Origin of the sequence: Paenibacillus sp. NPDC056579 (genome assembly GCF_042793215.1) — a bacterium.
Lineage (GTDB): Bacteria > Bacillota > Bacilli > Paenibacillales > NBRC-103111 > Paenibacillus_S.
In genome coordinates this window covers 85,237-102,428 of sequence record NZ_JBHTVD010000001.1, presented here as the reverse complement: position 1 = coordinate 102,428, position 17,192 = coordinate 85,237, and the positions used below count along the sequence as shown (strand labels likewise).

The following is a 17,192-nucleotide window of genomic DNA, read 5'->3' as shown; positions in this document are numbered from 1 at the left end:
CGCTGTTAAACGTTATTAGTACGAGCGGTTGCCGATAAAATGGGCTACCCCTATCAAATCCTTCTTGGCCTGAATATCCGGAAGCCCTTGGAGAACGGAGATCGCCTTGTCAATATAGCGGTTAGCCAGCTCTTCCGCCTGCTTGATCCCGGCACTGCCACGAATCAGCTCGATGAAACGGCTTATATCGGTTTGTCCGTCCGCTTCCTGAATACGTTTCAGCTCCGTCAGCAGCATCGGTCTCAGCTCCGGCTCCCGTAATGCGAAAATGACGGGAATCGTAATGTTGCCCTGACGGATGTCGCTGCCCGGCGGCTTGCCGATCTCTTTCTCCGTACCGCACAAATCGAGCAAATCGTCTCTCACCTGAAACGCCATCCCGACATTGTATCCGAACGAGTACAGCCGGTTCGATATGTTCTCGCTGGCTCCTGCGGCAATAGCTCCGAGCTGGCAGCTGATGGCAATAAGCAATGCGGTTTTGCGGCGGATGCGCAGCATATAATCCCGAACCGTTTGCTCTGCATTGAAGAAAAAGCGGATTTGCTCCATTTCGCCGATACTCATCTCGAGGATCGCCTTGGACAAAATTTTGTGGATTTCCGGATTCTCCAGCTTGGTCGCTACAAGTAGCGCTTTGGCAAATATGTAATCTCCGGTATACATCGCTATGCGGTTATCCCATTTGGACCGGACGGTCAGCTGTCCGCGGCGGGTCATGGCGTCGTCAATGACATCGTCGTGCACGAGCGAAGCCATATGAATCAGCTCGAGCGGCACGGCTACATGCTTGATCCGTTCCAAATCGTAGGTGCCGAACTTGGCTCCCAACAGGACGAAAACAGGCCGGATCCTCTTGCCTCCCGCCTTCAATAGATGGACGGAAGCTTCCCGGAGCAGGGCGTGATCCGTATCGATACTTCGTTCGAGCTGCTTCTCGATGTACGAAATATCTTTTTTCATTTTCGCGTACAACTCAATCAGTTTCATTCCGTCACCTGTGTCAAAAATTTATCGTGCCACAATTGAATCGGCACTTCTTTATCCAGTAATCCGAGCTCCCATGCATAACGGTAATACAACTGCAATCCAGCCTGCTGTTCAGGCCCGAACTCATAGGTCAACGCGGCAAAATATTGCTGCCAATACGATGCCGTTCCGCCGATCTGTGTCCTTGCGTCCTCTACAAGCGCTGTCAAATCCTCAAGCGATTTGCTTTTGCTCTCCATGAAAGCCTGATAAATAGGACCGATCAGCTCAGGCCGCTCTCTCACCACTTGCTTGCGAATAGCACAGACGGCAAAGGACATCCACTGTCCGGTTCTCTTGGTCCATTCTTCCGCCAAATCCGTAACCATCCAGCCGTGTTCTATCCAGCTTTCCCGAATTGCATGATCTCCAATCAGGAGAGCCGCATCGGCGTACTGCATCATATCGGACAGAACAGGAGCCGCATAATGGTATACAGGCTGAACTTGATGAAACTTCTGCAATATGATTTTAAGCAAATTGACCGAAGTCGCCGACGTAGTCGGCAATGCTATCGATGCGCCTGTCAGCTCACTCAAGGGCTTACGGTGAAACAGCAATATCGAATGCACTTGGTTATAAGCGCTGACCGACATATCGGGCAGAAGCATGTAATCTTCGAAATGCTCGCCATACGCGAAGGAGGATATAGGTCCGATATCAATCCGGCCCTCGGCCATCGCTTCGTTCAGCTGGGTCGGAACCTGCGTCACAAACTGTACGTCTCCGCGAAAGCGTTCTAAAGGAAAATAATAAAATAACGGCCAAACATTCGTAAAATCAATCCGGCCGATGCGGATTGCCCGTTTCTCGCTGCCCATCCGTCATCCCCCATCTTTTGTACAATTCATGATCCACATCCATATTGTCCAACACTTTACCGACCATGAAGTCGATGATATCTTCAATCGTCTGCGGCCCTTGATAAAAAGCAGGCATAGCCGGTATAATACGCACCCCCATGCGGGACAGCTTCAGCATGTTTTCCAAATGAATCGCATGGAGCGGCGTTTCTCTAGGGACGACGATCAACGGCCTGCCTTCCTTCAGCATCACGTCGGCGGTCCGTTCCAGCAAATTGTCGGAAGCGCCGTTCGCAATGCCCGACAAAGTGCCCATCGAGCAAGGAATGATCACCATGCCGCTGGTCCGGAACGATCCGCTTGCCGTGCTTGCTCCTATATCCTGTATAGGATGGTAGGTATAGCTGCCCGGCTGTCCTCCCAAATGCTTGTCCAGCATGTCTTTGCGGCGGGCTGCATCCCAGCCCAGCTCCTCCTTCAACACGCGCCAGCCGGCATCCGTTATCAGCAGATGAAGATCATAGCCGCGGGACAGCAAAAACCGGCAAAGGCGGACGCCGTATGCGGCGCCGCTAGCTCCGGTAATCCCGATGACCCATGGCCTGCTCATCGCTGAAACACCACCAGATCAATCAGCGTGAAGGCGAACATTGCAATGCTCAGTACGCTGTTAAGCGTAAAAAAGGCGGTGTTCAAACGGCTTAAGTTTTTTGGCGTTACAATTTTGTGCTCATAAAACAGCAGGACGTTGGCGATGATAAGACCGGCCAAGTAGACCCAGCTCAAGTCCGTCAAATAGAACAAGGTCAGCAATCCGACGGCCGTAACGCCATGGAACCAGCGGGCGATAATCAATGCTTTGGCGACGCCGAAGCGCTGAGGGATCGAATGAAGACCCTCATCGCGGTCGAATTCCGCATCCTGGCACGCATAGATAATATCGAAGCCTGCCACCCAGAAGGCGACGGCAACATAAAAGATGATTGCCGAAAGGGTTACTCCGTTCGTCACGGCTACCCAGCCCCCTAGCGGAGCCAGAGCGATCGTAAAGCCGAGAATGATGTGGCAAGCCCAAGTAAACCGCTTCGTGTAAGAATAAAAGACAAGGAAAAAGACCGCTATAGGAAGCAGCTTCATCGATAATGAGCTCAAATTGGCGGTAGCCCAAAACAGCAATGTGAAGGAAATCACAATAAATATAATAGCTTCCTTCGAAGAAATCAGCCCGGCAGGAATGGCTCTTGCCGCTGTCCGCGGATTCTTCGAATCGAATACTTTATCAATGACCCGGTTCAGCCCCATAGCCGCGCTTCTTGCCCCAATCATGGCGACGATAATCCACCCGATCTGTCCCCAGCCAGGCAATTTTTGAAAAATAACGACGGAACCGAGCAGCGCTCCCATAAAGGCAAAAGGCAGCGCGAACAGGGTATGCTCGATTTTAATCATTTCCATAAAAATTTTTGCTTTTTTCAACAGCATGAATGTCCATCTCCCATTTCCCTTATTCCGCTTCCTGCTTCTTGATGCCAATATGGAGTGCTGCGATGCCACCGGTAAGCGGAAAAGCTTGTACATGGGTCAGTCCTGTTTTTCTGAAAATATCGGCCAGCTGCTTATGATCAGGAAAATGAATCAATGATTCCGGAAGCCACTTGTACTGCTCGTAGCGTTTGGCAATCAATTTACCCATCAAAGGTAAAATATTTTGGAAATAAAAATAATACAAGCCTTTGAACGGCTGCCAGGTAGGCTTGGACAGCTCCAGCGAGACGACCATTCCTCCGGGCTTCACGACTCTCTGCATCTCTTCGATAACTTTGACCAGATCCGGCACATTGCGTAACGCGAAGCCGATCGTCGCGTAATCAAAGGTATTATCCTCGAACGGAAGCTGCATGGCGTTACCATGTACAAGCTTGATTTGCTGGTCGAGTCCCGCTTCGCGTACTTTGATCGCCCCGTAATCCAGCATATTTTGACTGAAGTCCAGGCCGACCATCTTCCCCGTCTTGCTTGCTTTGGCCATGCTGATGGTCCAGTCGCACGTGCCGCAGCACAGATCGATTGCCGTCTGGCCCGGCTGCACGTTCATCTTCTTCATGGTGAAGCTTCTCCAAGCCTTATGCTGGTAGAAGCTAAGAATATCGTTCATCATATCGTATTTGGGAGCAATGTTCTCAAATACGGAGTGTACGAATTCTTCTTTGGATTTGGCTTTAGATTGCAACGAAATTCACCTCATATTTCTTCCAGCGCTTTAGGTGTCGAGAGGTAACGCATAAACGGCTCGCCGATCGCATGAAGCTCTTTGCCCAATTCCTTCGATTCCAGCGTCTGCATCTTCTCCTGAAGCTGCTTCATACAATGGTTAAGCATTTGATACAGCTGCGGAGTCACTTTATATTTCAGCCAGATGGACCGTACTTTGGAGTAATCCGGCTCCTCTGCCTGAATATGCTTGCATTCGTCCTTGGACGCTTGCTGCAGCACGTGCCAATACCCCCAGCTGTCACGGTATTGCTGTGCAGCCTCCGAGCGGGTGATTTCCTGCAGCAGTACCTCGCATTGCGTAAAGAGCCGCAAAATGTCCGGCCATGCCTGATGCAGCGACTCCTCCATAAAACCGGTAAAAGCCAAGTAAAGCTGTGATCTTACTTCTACCGTACGTTTTATGTAATCGTCTCCGGTCATTTTCAGCTGCTTCATCGTTTGGTACAAATTCATTTTCAACCGGTTGACTTCGCAGATCGCATTGGACAATATTCCGATCAGATCAATCTGCCCTGCATGCGACAGCAAATAATAAAAGCGGCTGCTGAAATAGTCGCCGGCCAGCACCTTCAGCTGTCTGGATCTTGCCGCTTTCGTCTCCTTGACGTTATTGTTGACGCTGACCAAATCGTGCGTATCCATCCCTATTTGGACCAAGGAAGTCACCAGGCTGAATAGTTCGCTATAACCCGACAGCGAGCTGTGCTTACTCAAGAAAGCATACAGCAGCCGCGTACGAAATTCTGGAAAATGCGGCAAGTCCGTATGCTTCTGGATCATGTCGTACTCCATATATTTTCGGGCCATCTCCGGGATCCGATAAGAATTCATAATTAGCCTCCGAACCAGTACAAAGAATCGCAATTATCTCAATCTAAATTATTATAGCACAATCCCAAGATGGACGCACAATAGTTGGCTCAACTTTTTGTCTCGAACCGGTCGCGCCATTTCTGCGTATACGTCATTTGGAAATGGGATTGTAAATACTGCTCCATCTCCTCGACGCTTTCCGTCCTGGCAAACGTATCGCTTGGGAGCCACTTCTCTCTGCGCGCATCCGCCGCAAGCAACAGCGACGTGCTTTTGCCGCCGTCCTTGGAGCCGTCCAGTACCCGGATCAGGATTTGATTGATGTTCGTCGACGTTCTGAACATATACAGAGGCAATTCGTACAGATCCTCCACAATCTGCTTCTTGTCCGAGGATGGCGATGCGAACAAATCGATCGAGACAATCGCGTGGTTTAACTCGACTTTTCGGATCCGAAGGTGCAGCTGCGTTTTGCTCAGCACATCCACGATATTCGATTCGGAGACAGGCTGTGCTTTGGCGGAGCGGAATACGGCCATATTTTCCAATTGCGGCAGCAAGGAAAGCCCTGCGGCGAGAGCTATCGATAGTACAACGGTTAGCAGAAGACGGGAAATCCATTTCATCGGGCGAACTCCTCCTTCAAGGCTCGTTCGAATGCTTGACCGATCCCTCTTCTATCATTGTACAACGAAAAAAAGCAGGCTATGCCTGCGCAAACTGAAAAATTATTCCTCCGTATCCATAACCCCGTATTTCGTCATAATAACGGCTTTCCCTCTGATTTTGACTGCCGAGGTGTGAGTAGTGAACTGGGCAATCATCACTTCGCCTTTGTCCAGCTTCTCGGTGTGATGGAATTTCGTATCCTGACCACGGGTTAGACCGATCACCTGAACTCCGTTTTCCTTGGCCTTGATGATAAAATAATCCCCTTGCGGTTGCTGTGGTTCCATCATGATCTTCCTTCCCTGTTCCAATCTTTGTTCTACTTGTATGATGCAAAAAATTAAGGGCGATGTCAACTGCACACAGCCGTTTGCATGAAAAATAACAGGCGCTCCGTCCAACTCCCCGGAGACACTTTTTTCAGCAAAAAAGCTGCCTTGTCAGGCAGCCATCGTTCCCTTGCCGTATACGGCCTCTTTCTTGCCGCTGTAGAAGCCCTTGATCCGAGCCGGCACCAAACGCGTCGCCAACCGGATGACAAGATCGGCAAGCTTGACCGTGCCAAACGCGAACGCCATGCCCACAATAACATCCAGCACCCAGTGGATTTGCAGGTACATCGTCGAGAAGATGATCAGTGCGCAATACGTAACCATCATGTATTTGAAAATGCGGTCTTTCTCCCGCAATGCAAGCAGCAGCATCGCAAACGAGATGGAGGTGTGCATGCTAGGGAAGCAATTCATCACCGCCACCAGCTTATCGTTCTCCGTCGCAAAGACGCGGCCGAGCAAGTCAGGCTGCCCCTTTACCCACCATACTTCGCGAAGCAGAATCAGATTGTAAAACGGCAAAATGAGAGGAAACTGCATAATATGCCCGGATAATGCATAGGACATCATCTTCTTGATGCTTTTCGTCCAGAAGCTGCGAACGATGCAAATCCAAAGCGACAGCACAAACCCGTAATTATAAATCCACACCATAATGCGGTCCAGAGATGCACGATGAAACGCTCTCGCCCATGCGGCGTCGTTTCCGGGGATATTCCTCATCATCGTGTCCCAGGTCCAGGGATGGCGGTTATTTTCGAACATCCAGTTGGCTATTTTCCACCACAAGCCGTTGCCCGATCCATAGAAATAGTAAAACACGCCCAATAACGGTATGGCAAAAACAAAAAAACGTTTCCAATCGACGTCGATTTGGTCTTTTCTAACGCCGAGCAAGCATACGAGCAGCAGAATCCAGCATTCCGTGGTCCATCCTCCCGCTACGCCGATACGCCAAACGAGAAAAATGGACGCAATGATGCCGTACATCGTCCAGTCGTTGGATGTGAGCCACACACGCGCTCTGTCTTTCACTCTAGTAGTCCCCCTCTGAAAAGCATAGCTCCAATCACATTTATCCAGTATACCAAATTCGAATCCGTTTGGCTTCATGAAATTTTAATAATACAACTAAACTAAACCAAAAAAGAAAGAGACACCGCTATAACGATGTCTCATCCATGTATGGTCGGAGTAACACGATTCGAACGTGCGACCTCACCCACCCCAAGGGTGCGCGCTACCAGGCTGCGCCATACCCCGATTCACAATGTACTGTTAATTATAAAATGGAAGCGCTGACTTGTAAAGAAGCATTTCCCAAAAAAATGAAACACCTGAATGCAGCCATTCAGGTGTCTCTTATAGAAAGCATGAAGCATATGTACAAAGACTTTGGAGCCGATTATTGAATTCCGTCTCTCAGTGCTTTCCCTGGTTTAAACGCAGGAATTTTGCTGGAAGGAATATCGATCTCTTCGCCGGTTTGCGGGTTACGTCCTTTACGAGCGGAACGTTCACGAACCTCAAAGTTACCAAATCCTACCAATTGCACTTTATCTCCGCTTTGCAGAGCTTCGGAAATTGCTTCAAAAACAGCTTCCACCGCTTTAGTCGCATCCTTTTTGGACAGCTCGCTAGTTTCTGCTACCTTGTTGATCAATTCAGATTTATTCATGCCATTCACCTCCCCCCAAAGCTAATTAAGAGCGATGCCTAAAAGCAACTTTGTCCCGTTACTTCCTTTGTTAACCGAAAAGTCGCAAAATATACATAGAAACGCGCTAATTGCTTGTAAATCAAGACTATAGTAATACACACGCCTTACTTTTTCAAGTAAAAACAAAAAAATGCACCCTCCGGAGTGCATTTTTATAGCCATTTGTGAAGTATATTACAGAATGATGGCAATCAGGCCGCCGGAGCCTTCGTTAATAATGCGTCCCAGCGTTTCCTGCAATTTGTATCTGGCGTTGTCCGGCATCATGGCAAGCTTGCCTTGAATTCCTTCGCGAACGATGGAGTGCAGCGAGCGGCCGAAAATGTCGGATTCCCAAATTTTCAGCGGGTTGTCCTCGAAGTCCTGCATCAGATAGCGTACAAGCTCTTCGCTCTGCTTCTCTGTACCAATGATGGGAGAAAACTCCGACTCGACGTCTACGCGGATCATATGAATGGATGGCGCGGTTGCCTTCAGGCGTACGCCGAAGCGGGAGCCTTGACGAATGAGCTCAGGCTCATCCAAAGCCATTTCCGCCAAGGTCGGAGGCGCGATGCCGTAGCCTGTCGTCTTGACCATCTCAAGCGCTTCGGCAAAGTGGTCATACTCCCGCTTGGCATGGCTGAATTCCTGCATCAGCTGGAGCAAGTGGTCTTTGCCCCGGATTTCGACGCCCACGACTTCCATCAGAATGCGGTCATACAATTCGTCCGGAGCGTACAGGTCGATTTCCGCAACCCCTTGGCCCATATTCATGCCGGCCAAAGCGGCTCTATCGATAAATTCATACTCCTCGAAGTGGCTCACTACGCGGTCCACATCACGCAGCCTGCGGATATCCTGGACGGTTTCCCGTACCGAGTTCTCGAAGTGGGAACGGAGCCAGTGGTTTTCCTCCAGCACCATCACCCAGCTCGGCAGGTTGACGTTGACTTCGTGCACCGGGAATTCGTACAGCACCTCGCGAAGTACGGAGATCATATCGTCTTCGTTCATATTCGCTACGCTCATCGCAACTACAGGAACGTCGTGCTTCGTTTGCAGCTCGCTTCTCAATTCCTGAGCGATCTCGCTGTTCGGCTTCGTGGAGTTGACAATGACGATAAACGGCTTGCCGACTTCCTTCAGCTCGGAGATGATTCTTGCTTCGGCATCAACATAAGATGAGCGGGGAATTTCGGCGATCGAGCCGTCCGTCGTGATTACGACGCCCAAGGTCGCATGCTCTTGAATGACTTTGCGAGTGCCGATTTCTGCCGCTTCCTGGAATGGGATCGCTTCATCGAACCAAGGGGTGTTGATCATGCGCGGTCCGTTCTCGTCCTCATAGCCTTTGGCGCCTTCCACCACATAGCCTACGCAATCCACCAGACGAACATTGACATTCAGTCCTTCAGCAACATGCAGCTGTACTGCATTGTTCGGTACGAATTTCGGCTCCGTCGTCATAATGGTTCGGCCCGCCGCGCTTTGTGGCAATTCATCGGTTGCCCGAATGCGATCCGCTTCGTTTTGAATATTTGGAAGTACGATCGACTCCATAAAGCGCTTGATGAACGTTGATTTTCCCGTACGGACCGCTCCAACGACCCCCAGGTAAATATCCCCGCCAGTACGCTCTGCAATGTCCTTAAAGATATCCACTTTTTCCAATGAGAATCCCTCCTACAGGTTGTTTAAGACGAAACTCGTACACATGCTTTTTGGACTAGTAAAAATATATGTACTAGCTAACAAAATATGATGAACCTTATCATATTTTATTTTTGAATCACTCCTTAGCTGACAACGGCATGGCACCGCGGCTTAATCTCTATGAGAATATATGAACGGCACCGCCGCGTTATTCTTTGGATGAACAAAAAAGAAAAGCCTCTATCTCCCTTGTAAAGGTTAATAGAGGCTTAGATGATATTATTCAACCACCGGTGTCGGTTGGCCGTTCAGCCAGTGATACGGGCCGGTCCGCGCCGGTACATAGAACGATTCCTTAACCAGCAGCTCTCGCAAATCCTGCTTGCTGTCGAGGCTCTTTTGAAGCGATTTTTTGTCGATAAGCCGCATCATTTCCTCGGCATAGTCTATCGATACGCGTCCGGTGTCGTCCAGCAATAGCGGAAGCATGACTTGCCGCGTATACATGCTGGCGGCTTGAACCGGCTTTTTGTTCATTTTGGCAAAATCGATCCGGTAAAAGGACGGCGCCACCTGTTCTCCGGTAGGAAGCTTGCCGTAGTTTTTGGCTCTATAGTCGTCCACCTGCTTCTGAACCTCGGCCGTTAGCTGGAACGAAATCAGATCCATCATTTTGACCGTCGGCTTCGTCTCCACGTCCACCAGGACATAGACCGCGGTGCCGCCGTTCTCGAAGGCATTCGCCGGGATGCTGCTAATCATCGCTCGTTCTTTCAGCTTTTTGAAATCGATGGGATACTTCTCATACAGCGGGGTCGTTTGCTCGCTGTTTTTTATCGGCAATACGCCGGTTTTGGTGTGGAACTGGTCAACGGCATTTTGCACCACGACGACAAATTCGCCGGTGGCGATTTGATTTTGCTTCAATTGATCTTTCGGGTACATGCAGCCCGACAGCATCAGGCTGAGTACAACAATGATTATGGCCAGGCTTGAATTTCGAAGCTTTGCTAGCATTTATAGATCCTCCTGCTGACGTTCCAGCTGTTTCCTGATAGCTGCTTTCAGCGGGTCCTCGGGTGTCGTAACCGTAACATCGCCTGTCACCTTTGCTTGACATGCAAGCCGGTATCCTTGCTCCTGCAGCCCGCCCAGCTTCAATCGCTCGTTTATATTCATCGGAGCAAGACCGCTTCCGTCTGATGCTATTACCTTGCACATCAAACAGGCGGCTTTCCCTCCGCATCGGGTACGGATATTGACTCTTGCTCTGCGGGATGCATCCAACAAAGTCGTTCCCGGCCTCACTTCAACCGATTTCCCGTCTGGCAAAAAGGTAACCCGTATTGGCATCCGCATATACTCCTTCAACGATCAGATTTTATTACCGCTTAACAGCTGCCCCAGCTTCATCGTCACCTTGTCGCTCAACCGGTTGCTTACCGCAAGCTCCTGTAGCGTCCGCGTTGGTCCGCCGTGCCGCTCCAGCATCACCCGGGCTATCGCTTCATACCGGTCGGGACGGTCTCTAAGGATATTGAACACCAGTTCGTGCTCCAAAGGCATGAGCTTGATCGCATTGCTGCTGCGCTCACTGCTTAAGGTATGGGTTACGGCGTATTGCTCGTAATATCGGGCGGCATCGACCCGATACACGCTGTCGCAGGCGGTCACTTGAAAGTCCCCGACCAATTCTACCTTGACGCCACCGATTTGGTAATGGCTTAAGATCGAATAATATATCGCAGAGCGATCCTCTGTCTGTTCGTCAGTGGAATAGGCTTTCAATTCGGCGTGAATGCGCCTTGCCGCTTCGCCGTCCGCATACACATCAAGGTCATGCGGGGCCTCGGCAAGCGCTACCCCCTGCATCAGCAGCCCGCAGCTGCCGCCGACGAGCCACGGCTGACCTATGCCGGTCAAGTCTTCCGCCAGCTGTCTCAGGGCATCGCCCAGATTCTCTATATGTGACACTCTTAGTCCCCTCTTCGTAACAACCGGCGGCTGCCGGTTTTAGAAATATGGCTTGTACAATACGGTCACGGGGCCGTCCTGCTTCACAACCGCTTGGCAGCCGAGACGAAAGCCCTTCTCTATTTCTTCCGGCTCTAGCCGATCCAGCTCGGCGTCCGTCGGCTCGTTTAATAATTCGGCGCCTTCTTTTACATAGCATCTGCAGCGGGCGCACGTCCCTCTGGTACAGCTGAACGACCAATCTACCTCATGCTTCATGGCCAAATCCAATATCGTAAGACCGCTATCGAACTCGACCTCTTTTTGTACTTTACGTCCCATCAATGTGATCATAAATGACTAACCCTCCGCAAGTAAACTAATGGATGCATATCAGGACGTTGGCGCTAGCCCCGCCGCATCAAAGCAAGGAAACTACCATATACAATAAAATAGGAATAAACAGTAAAAATGCGACGAACGACAAAATCGCCCGAACCGCGCCTTTCGTTTTTGTCCTTGCAAAAGAAATAAGCAACGATGCCAGCACCATTAGCCCGATGGCGATAAACGATGCCCACATTTTATCCATGGGTGACATATTCAGACCCCTATCCTTTTATTTTTATGTATCGTCCGGAATACCCAAAATATTCTTTGCTATTATAACATAAAAAAAGCATAAGCGTGCCAAATGGCCGCCTATGCCACGAAACTGTTACTTTTTCGAAAGCAGCTTCATCAGCTGCTCCAATGTATTGCCGTTTTTGCTGCCTTTGACGGATTGAATGATCTCGTTGATCGTCGACTCCGACACCGGTACGTTGACCAGATTGGAAACCTGCTTTATCAATTGTCTAAGCTGAGCCTCATTTTGCATGGTGGAAGGCTTCACACCGCTGGCCAGCTTATAAATGTCCTTCTCATCGATGGATTTGCCGGTTTTCTTCTTGACGACGTTCAACACGTCTTTCGGCGTATTCTTATCAGCCACTGTTCTGTCCCTCCTTACCCTCATAGCTCCTTGCCATTGGCGGAGTTACGAATCTAAGGTATTGTATGAACAGAAGCCTTCAGCCGTGTAGGCTTATAACTAGCTGAACCACTTAGTTTGCACGGGCTTGGCTACTTCTTCAATCTCGTGAGTACGCCCTCTGCCCATCAAATCTTCAACGGCAGCTTCAGGCGTTTTCCCGTTGAACAATACGGCATACAGCTCATCGGCAATAGGCATAGTGGCATCATACTGGCGCGACAGCTTGTAGGCCGCTTGCGTCGTCTTGACGCCTTCCACGACCATTCCCATCTGCTTCAGCACCTCGTCCAAAGGATGCCCTTGTGCCAGCAAATAGCCGGCTCTCCAGTTGCGGCTGTGCTTACTCGTACAAGTTACGACGAGATCTCCGACTCCAGCCAGCCCGGAGAAGGTAAGAGGATTGCCGCCCATAGCCGTTCCCAAGCGGGAGATCTCGGCTAATCCGCGCGTTAACAGCGCCGCTTTGGCATTATCGCCATAGCCTAGACCGTCCGTTAAGCCCGCGCCCAGCGCAATAATGTTCTTGAGCGCTCCGCCGACCTCTACTCCGATGACATCGGGGTTCGTGTACACGCGGAAGCTGGAGTTGATAAGCAGGTCCTGAGCAGCCTCCGCCGCTTCTACGCTTTCTGACGCTACGACGACTGTCGTAGGGGATTGCTGTATGACCTCCTCGGCGTGGCTAGGCCCGGACAGTACCACAATGCGGGAAGCGTCATAATCGGGCAGCTCGTCGGCAAGCACGGTAGACATTCTTTTCAGCGTCTGCGCCTCGAAGCCTTTGGTCGCATGGATGAGAAGGGTCTCCTTGCTCAAATACGGCCGCATTTGCGACGCTACCTCTCTCATCGCCGCCGAAGGGGCAACGACAACAACAGCGTAGGCGTCCTCCAGCGCTTCTTTCATGGAACTGGTCGCTCGAATGGCGGGAGACAGCGCAACATCCCCCAAAAACCGCCGATTGCGGTGCTCCTTATTCATTTCTGTCACCTGCTGCTCATTTCTCGACCACAGCAGGACGTCCAAACCGTTTTCCGCCAATACAGAGGCAATGGCCGTTCCCCAGCTTCCAGCTACAAGCACAGCTACTTTCTTGGGCAAAAGTCAACACCTCCGGATCATTTTTTGGAACCGAGCTTGTTTTCCTGTCCTTTGACTAACTTCACGATATTGGTGCGGTGACGGAACCATGCGAATACGAACAGCAGCAAGCTTAGCCAGAAAATTTCGTTCGGTCCCTGCATAAACCAAAGTAAGATGGGTAAGAGTGCAGTAAACACCAGAGAGCCTAGCGAAACATATCGGGTAAGCGCGATGGCCAAAATGCAGACAATACCGGCGTACACTACGGCCATTGGGGCCAGCGTGATCATGACGCCGATCGTAGTAGCGATCCCCTTGCCGCCTCGGAAGCCGAAGTAGACGGGCCAATTGTGGCCAGATATCGCTGCAATGCCGCACAATACTTCGATCAGCATATCGCCTTGTCCCAGCCATCGGCCGATCCATACCGCCGCAACCCCTTTTAACGCATCGAGCAAGAGTACCGTTATGGCCGGCCCTTTGCCGAGGACCCTAAGCGTGTTGGTTGCCCCGGCATTGCCGCTTCCATGATTTCTAATATCGATTCCCTTCAGCATTTTCCCCGCAAGATAACTAAAGCTGATCGATCCTAACAAATACGCTACAATGATGGAAATTACTGAGAACACCGCTTATCTCTCCCTATTCATCATCCGATTTCTTTCGAGTAAACATTCTTAACGGCGTTCCTTCAAAGCCGAATGCGGCCCGAACCTTATTCTCCAAATACCGCTCGTACGAGAAATGCATCAGCTCAGGGTCGTTGACAAAGAACACAATCGTCGGCGGCTTCACGGACACTTGCGTAGCGTAATTGATCCGCAATCTTCTTCCTTTATCCGTAGGCGGCGGGTTAATCGCAACCGCGTCGGAGATGACATCGTTCAGCACGTGCGTTTGTACGCGCATAGCATGCTGCTCGGCCACTTGGTTGACGATAGGAAGCAATTTATGAACACGCTGCTTCGTCTTCGCGGACAAAAATACGATCGGCGCATAGGTCATAAACAGGAAGTGATCGCGAATTTTTTGCGTAAATTGCTGCATCGTTTTGTCGTCCTTGTCGACGACGTCCCATTTGTTCACCACAAATATGGCCGCTTTCCCCGCTTCATGAGCGTAGCCCGCAATATGCTTATCCTGTTCGATAATGCCTTCCTCACCATTGATGAGAACCAGGATCACATCCGCGCGTTCAATCGCCTTTAGCGCCCGCATCACACTGTACTTCTCCGTATTCTCATACACCTTGCCGCGCTTGCGCATCCCAGCCGTATCGATGATAACGTACTTATGCCCGTCTTTCTCGAACGGCGTGTCGATGGCATCGCGTGTCGTACCGGCTACATCACTGACAATGACGCGCTCTTCGCCCAAAATCGTATTGGTCAAGGACGATTTGCCGACGTTAGGCCGACCGATCAGCGCGACACGGATCACTTCCTCTCCATACTCGTCTTCCTCGGTATCCGGGAAGTGCTGAATGATTTCGTCCAGCAAGTCGCCGATGCCTGTGCCGTGCGAACCGGAAATACCGAACGGCGTGCCGAAGCCGAGACTGTAAAACTCGTAAATATCGTCCAGACGCTTAATATTATCTACTTTGTTGACTGCAAGAACAACCGGTTTTTTCGCGCGAAACAGCATCTCGGCAACCTCCGAATCAGAGGCGGTGACACCCGCTTTGGCGTCAACCATGAACACGATAACGTCCGCTTCCTCAATGGCCAGCTCCGCTTGGGCGCGGATCGATTTCATCATTTCATTATCCCCGTCGATTTCAATACCGCCGGTATCTATTACACTGAAACTCCGATCCAGCCATTCTCCGACTCCATATAACCGGTCACGGGTAACCCCCGGCATATCTTCTACAATTGCAAGCCTGTCTCCGATAATGCGGTTAAAAATAGTAGATTTGCCCACATTCGGACGGCCGACTATAGCCACAATGGGTCTTGCCACTTGACTTCATTCCCTTCTAGCTGCAACATACCGCAACATGAAAAATTTCACAATCTACATCATAGCATTTGCCTTCATTGAAAGCAATGCAATCTATAACCAACTTATCCATCGGACGAGCTTTTGTGATCGACCAGAATGAGCGTTCCATTCTCCAAATCGTGGGCAGACGCATCCAGTATTTTTTCCAGCTTAAACGCCACTTTTTGCTGCTCCTCCGCATTGTGGACAATAAAGATGGGCGCCCCTCCCGCAACCTGGTCTCGATTCGCCGTTACAATCGCCATAATTTTACCCATGTGAATTATGCTTCTCCTTTACTTGGACTGACATCCGCCTCGGAAGGCATTCTTACCGCACTTTCGAGAACCGGCGATTTCAGCAGCACCTGCCTCGCTCTATCCCCATTCAACTCCTGCGGGAGCAGGAACACGGCCAGTCTGCCGTCGGCCATATCCAGCTTGGCGAGAGGCAAAAGCGAAGGCTCGCCCTCATCCCTGTATACGCCCATAATGGTGGACAAATCGTGCAGCATCGCCTGGCGTTGTCCGACATTGGCCAAGGTTACGCGGCAATTTTGGTTTTTGGGAGTCAGGATGAACCCCATTCCGCGCTCCTTGATAATGTTTCTCGTATCCTCCAAGCCTACGTTCATAATGTAAATGTCGCCTACAAAAAGATTCGGCCCGTCCATCCGCACCTTCGCTTCGCTGACATCGGCTATATGGGAGATGCTTTTGCCGCTTTTGAAATGATTCGTGATCATGATGGCGCCGATGCCGGCGACGATTCCCCAATACCAGGCCAATACGATACTGAATAGGGCGGTAACGAACGAGGTGAAGATGACCATATAGTTGCGTCCTTCAAATACCATCGCAATGCCCTCTATGTACGTAGCCCCTCGCGGGACGAGCTCCATGCTGTCGATTTTGGACAACGTTTGCCTCTCCATATTCCGGACGTCGCGAAATTGCTGTGCCGCTAGCGACAGGAAGGTAATCGCGGTATAGTTTTTATCCAGAAGCGACGGCACCGCTACAGAGCCTAATCCGGCTGCTATGACGCCGAGCGAAATATGAATGATCTTTCCGTGAGGATAAGTAGGATATTGCCGGTAATCCGTCCGCAGCATGCTTAGCCTTGCGCCGATCCCGAACAGAACCCCGAGGACGATCCCAACCGTATATTTTTGTTCCACGATCCAATCCAGCATGGTCATCGCCCCTCTTTATTCACTATCGCCGCCGCTCATTCTTCTTATACCATCCGTCACCCAATGGACGCTTTTTTTGCATGCGAACATCGCGCTGGCCAAGAGCAACGAGCATATCCTAGTCATATATACGGTCAGCCACCAGCGATCCTGAAATAGCGGGAATCCGAGCTGAAACCCGGCAAAATCCCGGTGCATATAACCGCGGTACAGCTCAGCAAGCAGCAAGCCTATGGATACCGAAGCCAATTGAACGGCAGGCAGGCGGGTCAAGCCGCTCACTAAGGCTCCTATGAGGAGAGCCATGGATATCTCCGTGCTGCCCATGATCCAGGCCGGTACGAGATGAATCGTCTCCAGCATAAAAAAGTAGATGGAGCCGAGCAGCGCTCCCGCCGATAAGATATGGATCCGGTACAACCAGCCGTGTGCCCGCCATAGAACGCAGATGATAAGTATGCATAGAACGGCAATGCATAAGTTGATTTTCCCGCCCTTGAGCGTTAGGGAAAACTTCGTAGCGATGAACCACGAAATAAAAAAAAGAAGTATCACCTTTGAAGTTATACCTCTTACCAATAAGTCTTTCCAGCCGCTGGCGAACAGGATCAGTGTTACGACCATGAGTAATAAGGACAAGTATCCTGGATTCATGTGCACCCAC

Annotated in this window: 23 protein-coding genes and 1 tRNA gene; all 24 read right to left on the bottom strand. The window is 50.5% G+C overall.

Annotated elements, in window-relative coordinates; translation table 11 throughout:
• Positions 1 to 15: 15 nt before the first annotated feature.
• The gene (gene hepT, locus ACFQ88_RS00570; protein WP_379451301.1) at positions 16 to 990 is read right to left on the bottom strand and encodes a heptaprenyl diphosphate synthase component II; all 975 of its coding nucleotides are present in this window, start codon (positions 988 to 990) and stop codon (positions 16 to 18) included.
• Positions 987 to 1,850 (bottom strand): menaquinone biosynthesis protein, encoded by an 864-nt coding sequence (locus tag ACFQ88_RS00565; RefSeq protein WP_379451300.1) that lies wholly within the window; start codon positions 1,848 to 1,850, stop codon positions 987 to 989. Before ACFQ88_RS00565 ends, hepT begins: the two co-directional genes overlap by 4 nt.
• Positions 1,810 to 2,442 (bottom strand): UbiX family flavin prenyltransferase, encoded by a 633-nt coding sequence (locus ACFQ88_RS00560; RefSeq protein WP_239634396.1) that lies wholly within the window; start codon positions 2,440 to 2,442, stop codon positions 1,810 to 1,812. Before ACFQ88_RS00560 ends, ACFQ88_RS00565 begins: the two co-directional genes overlap by 41 nt.
• A complete protein-coding gene (locus ACFQ88_RS00555; RefSeq protein ID WP_379453509.1) occupies positions 2,439 to 3,311 on the bottom strand; it encodes a UbiA-like polyprenyltransferase in 873 nt (290 codons plus the stop codon). The genes ACFQ88_RS00560 and ACFQ88_RS00555 overlap by 4 nt, the downstream gene beginning before the upstream one ends.
• Before the next feature lie 25 nt (positions 3,312 to 3,336).
• Positions 3,337 to 4,062, bottom strand: a complete 726-nt coding sequence (locus ACFQ88_RS00550; protein WP_379451299.1) for a demethylmenaquinone methyltransferase — start codon at positions 4,060 to 4,062, stop codon at positions 3,337 to 3,339.
• 11 nt (positions 4,063 to 4,073) lie between these two features.
• Positions 4,074 to 4,937: a heptaprenyl diphosphate synthase component 1 gene (locus ACFQ88_RS00545; RefSeq protein ID WP_239634395.1), complete on the bottom strand. Its 864-nt coding sequence runs from the start codon at positions 4,935 to 4,937 to the stop codon at positions 4,074 to 4,076.
• A gap of 89 nt (positions 4,938 to 5,026) precedes the next feature.
• Positions 5,027 to 5,545: a hypothetical protein gene (locus ACFQ88_RS00540; protein WP_239634394.1), complete on the bottom strand. Its 519-nt coding sequence runs from the start codon at positions 5,543 to 5,545 to the stop codon at positions 5,027 to 5,029.
• 102 nt (positions 5,546 to 5,647) lie between these two features.
• Entirely contained in the window at positions 5,648 to 5,875 is a 228-nt protein-coding gene (gene mtrB, locus ACFQ88_RS00535; protein WP_239635367.1) for a trp RNA-binding attenuation protein MtrB, read from the bottom strand.
• 153 nt (positions 5,876 to 6,028) lie between these two features.
• Positions 6,029 to 6,955, bottom strand: coding sequence for a phosphatase PAP2 family protein (locus tag ACFQ88_RS00530; RefSeq protein WP_379451298.1), 927 nt, complete (start codon positions 6,953 to 6,955; stop codon positions 6,029 to 6,031).
• A 151-nt stretch (positions 6,956 to 7,106) separates the two neighbouring features.
• Positions 7,107 to 7,183: transfer RNA gene (locus tag ACFQ88_RS00525), tRNA-Pro, on the bottom strand.
• A 142-nt stretch (positions 7,184 to 7,325) separates the two neighbouring features.
• Positions 7,326 to 7,598, bottom strand: coding sequence for an HU family DNA-binding protein (locus ACFQ88_RS00520; RefSeq protein ID WP_239634392.1), 273 nt, complete (start codon positions 7,596 to 7,598; stop codon positions 7,326 to 7,328).
• 216 nt (positions 7,599 to 7,814) lie between these two features.
• Positions 7,815 to 9,293: a stage IV sporulation protein A gene (gene spoIVA / locus ACFQ88_RS00515; protein ID WP_239634391.1), complete on the bottom strand. Its 1,479-nt coding sequence runs from the start codon at positions 9,291 to 9,293 to the stop codon at positions 7,815 to 7,817.
• A gap of 261 nt (positions 9,294 to 9,554) precedes the next feature.
• Positions 9,555 to 10,292 carry a hypothetical protein gene (locus tag ACFQ88_RS00510; protein WP_379451297.1) on the bottom strand — a complete coding sequence of 246 codons (738 nt, stop codon included), beginning with the start codon at positions 10,290 to 10,292 and terminating at the stop codon, positions 9,555 to 9,557.
• On the bottom strand, positions 10,293 to 10,628 hold the full coding sequence (locus tag ACFQ88_RS00505) for a 2Fe-2S iron-sulfur cluster-binding protein (protein WP_379451296.1): 336 nt from the start codon (positions 10,626 to 10,628) through the stop codon (positions 10,293 to 10,295).
• A gap of 21 nt (positions 10,629 to 10,649) precedes the next feature.
• Complete coding sequence (locus tag ACFQ88_RS00500) at positions 10,650 to 11,249, bottom strand: nucleotidyltransferase domain-containing protein (RefSeq protein ID WP_379451295.1); 600 nt, start codon at positions 11,247 to 11,249, stop codon at positions 10,650 to 10,652.
• A gap of 39 nt (positions 11,250 to 11,288) precedes the next feature.
• On the bottom strand, positions 11,289 to 11,582 hold the full coding sequence (locus ACFQ88_RS00495) for a 2Fe-2S iron-sulfur cluster-binding protein (RefSeq protein WP_239634387.1): 294 nt from the start codon (positions 11,580 to 11,582) through the stop codon (positions 11,289 to 11,291).
• 67 nt (positions 11,583 to 11,649) lie between these two features.
• Positions 11,650 to 11,829, bottom strand: coding sequence for a DUF2768 family protein (locus ACFQ88_RS00490; RefSeq protein ID WP_239634386.1), 180 nt, complete (start codon positions 11,827 to 11,829; stop codon positions 11,650 to 11,652).
• 117 nt (positions 11,830 to 11,946) lie between these two features.
• The gene (locus ACFQ88_RS00485; RefSeq protein WP_239634385.1) at positions 11,947 to 12,246 is read right to left on the bottom strand and encodes a stage VI sporulation protein F; all 300 of its coding nucleotides are present in this window, start codon (positions 12,244 to 12,246) and stop codon (positions 11,947 to 11,949) included.
• Positions 12,247 to 12,321: 75 nt separating this feature from the next.
• On the bottom strand, positions 12,322 to 13,365 hold the full coding sequence (locus ACFQ88_RS00480) for an NAD(P)H-dependent glycerol-3-phosphate dehydrogenase (protein WP_379451294.1): 1,044 nt from the start codon (positions 13,363 to 13,365) through the stop codon (positions 12,322 to 12,324).
• A gap of 17 nt (positions 13,366 to 13,382) precedes the next feature.
• Positions 13,383 to 13,976, bottom strand: coding sequence for a glycerol-3-phosphate 1-O-acyltransferase PlsY (plsY, locus tag ACFQ88_RS00475; RefSeq protein WP_239634383.1), 594 nt, complete (start codon positions 13,974 to 13,976; stop codon positions 13,383 to 13,385).
• Positions 13,977 to 13,989: 13 nt separating this feature from the next.
• Positions 13,990 to 15,312 (bottom strand): ribosome biogenesis GTPase Der, encoded by a 1,323-nt coding sequence (gene der, locus ACFQ88_RS00470; protein WP_379451293.1) that lies wholly within the window; start codon positions 15,310 to 15,312, stop codon positions 13,990 to 13,992.
• Positions 15,313 to 15,416: 104 nt separating this feature from the next.
• A complete protein-coding gene (locus tag ACFQ88_RS00465) occupies positions 15,417 to 15,611 on the bottom strand; it encodes a capping complex subunit for YIEGIA (protein WP_239634381.1) in 195 nt (64 codons plus the stop codon).
• 5 nt (positions 15,612 to 15,616) lie between these two features.
• The gene (locus tag ACFQ88_RS00460) at positions 15,617 to 16,528 is read right to left on the bottom strand and encodes a YIEGIA family protein (protein WP_379451292.1); all 912 of its coding nucleotides are present in this window, start codon (positions 16,526 to 16,528) and stop codon (positions 15,617 to 15,619) included.
• Between the two features lie 15 nt (positions 16,529 to 16,543).
• Positions 16,544 to 17,182, bottom strand: coding sequence for a hypothetical protein (locus ACFQ88_RS00455; protein ID WP_379451291.1), 639 nt, complete (start codon positions 17,180 to 17,182; stop codon positions 16,544 to 16,546).
• Between the last annotated feature and the right edge of the window lie 10 nt (positions 17,183 to 17,192).

What these genes read in the sequence shown, in the direction of transcription:
- hepT (WP_379451301.1), bottom strand. Translation starts at nt 990, where the DNA reads ATGAAACTGATTGAGTTGTACGCGAAAATGAAAAAAGATATTTCGTAC.
- ACFQ88_RS00565 (WP_379451300.1), bottom strand. Translation starts at nt 1,850, where the DNA reads ATGGGCAGCGAGAAACGGGCAATCCGCATCGGCCGGATTGATTTTACG.
- ACFQ88_RS00560 (WP_239634396.1), bottom strand. Translation starts at nt 2,442, where the DNA reads ATGAGCAGGCCATGGGTCATCGGGATTACCGGAGCTAGCGGCGCCGCA.
- ACFQ88_RS00545 (WP_239634395.1), bottom strand. Translation starts at nt 4,937, where the DNA reads ATGAATTCTTATCGGATCCCGGAGATGGCCCGAAAATATATGGAGTAC.
- ACFQ88_RS00540 (WP_239634394.1), bottom strand. Translation starts at nt 5,545, where the DNA reads ATGAAATGGATTTCCCGTCTTCTGCTAACCGTTGTACTATCGATAGCT.
- mtrB (WP_239635367.1), bottom strand. Translation starts at nt 5,875, where the DNA reads ATGGAACCACAGCAACCGCAAGGGGATTATTTTATCATCAAGGCCAAG.
- ACFQ88_RS00520 (WP_239634392.1), bottom strand. Translation starts at nt 7,598, where the DNA reads ATGAATAAATCTGAATTGATCAACAAGGTAGCAGAAACTAGCGAGCTG.
- ACFQ88_RS00510 (WP_379451297.1), bottom strand. Translation starts at nt 10,292, where the DNA reads ATGCTAGCAAAGCTTCGAAATTCAAGCCTGGCCATAATCATTGTTGTA.
- ACFQ88_RS00505 (WP_379451296.1), bottom strand. Translation starts at nt 10,628, where the DNA reads ATGCCAATACGGGTTACCTTTTTGCCAGACGGGAAATCGGTTGAAGTG.
- ACFQ88_RS00495 (WP_239634387.1), bottom strand. Translation starts at nt 11,582, where the DNA reads ATGATCACATTGATGGGACGTAAAGTACAAAAAGAGGTCGAGTTCGAT.
- ACFQ88_RS00490 (WP_239634386.1), bottom strand. Translation starts at nt 11,829, where the DNA reads ATGTCACCCATGGATAAAATGTGGGCATCGTTTATCGCCATCGGGCTA.
- ACFQ88_RS00485 (WP_239634385.1), bottom strand. Translation starts at nt 12,246, where the DNA reads ATGAGGGTAAGGAGGGACAGAACAGTGGCTGATAAGAATACGCCGAAA.
- ACFQ88_RS00465 (WP_239634381.1), bottom strand. Translation starts at nt 15,611, where the DNA reads ATGGGTAAAATTATGGCGATTGTAACGGCGAATCGAGACCAGGTTGCG.
- ACFQ88_RS00460 (WP_379451292.1), bottom strand. Translation starts at nt 16,528, where the DNA reads ATGCTGGATTGGATCGTGGAACAAAAATATACGGTTGGGATCGTCCTC.
- ACFQ88_RS00455 (WP_379451291.1), bottom strand. Translation starts at nt 17,182, where the DNA reads ATGAATCCAGGATACTTGTCCTTATTACTCATGGTCGTAACACTGATC.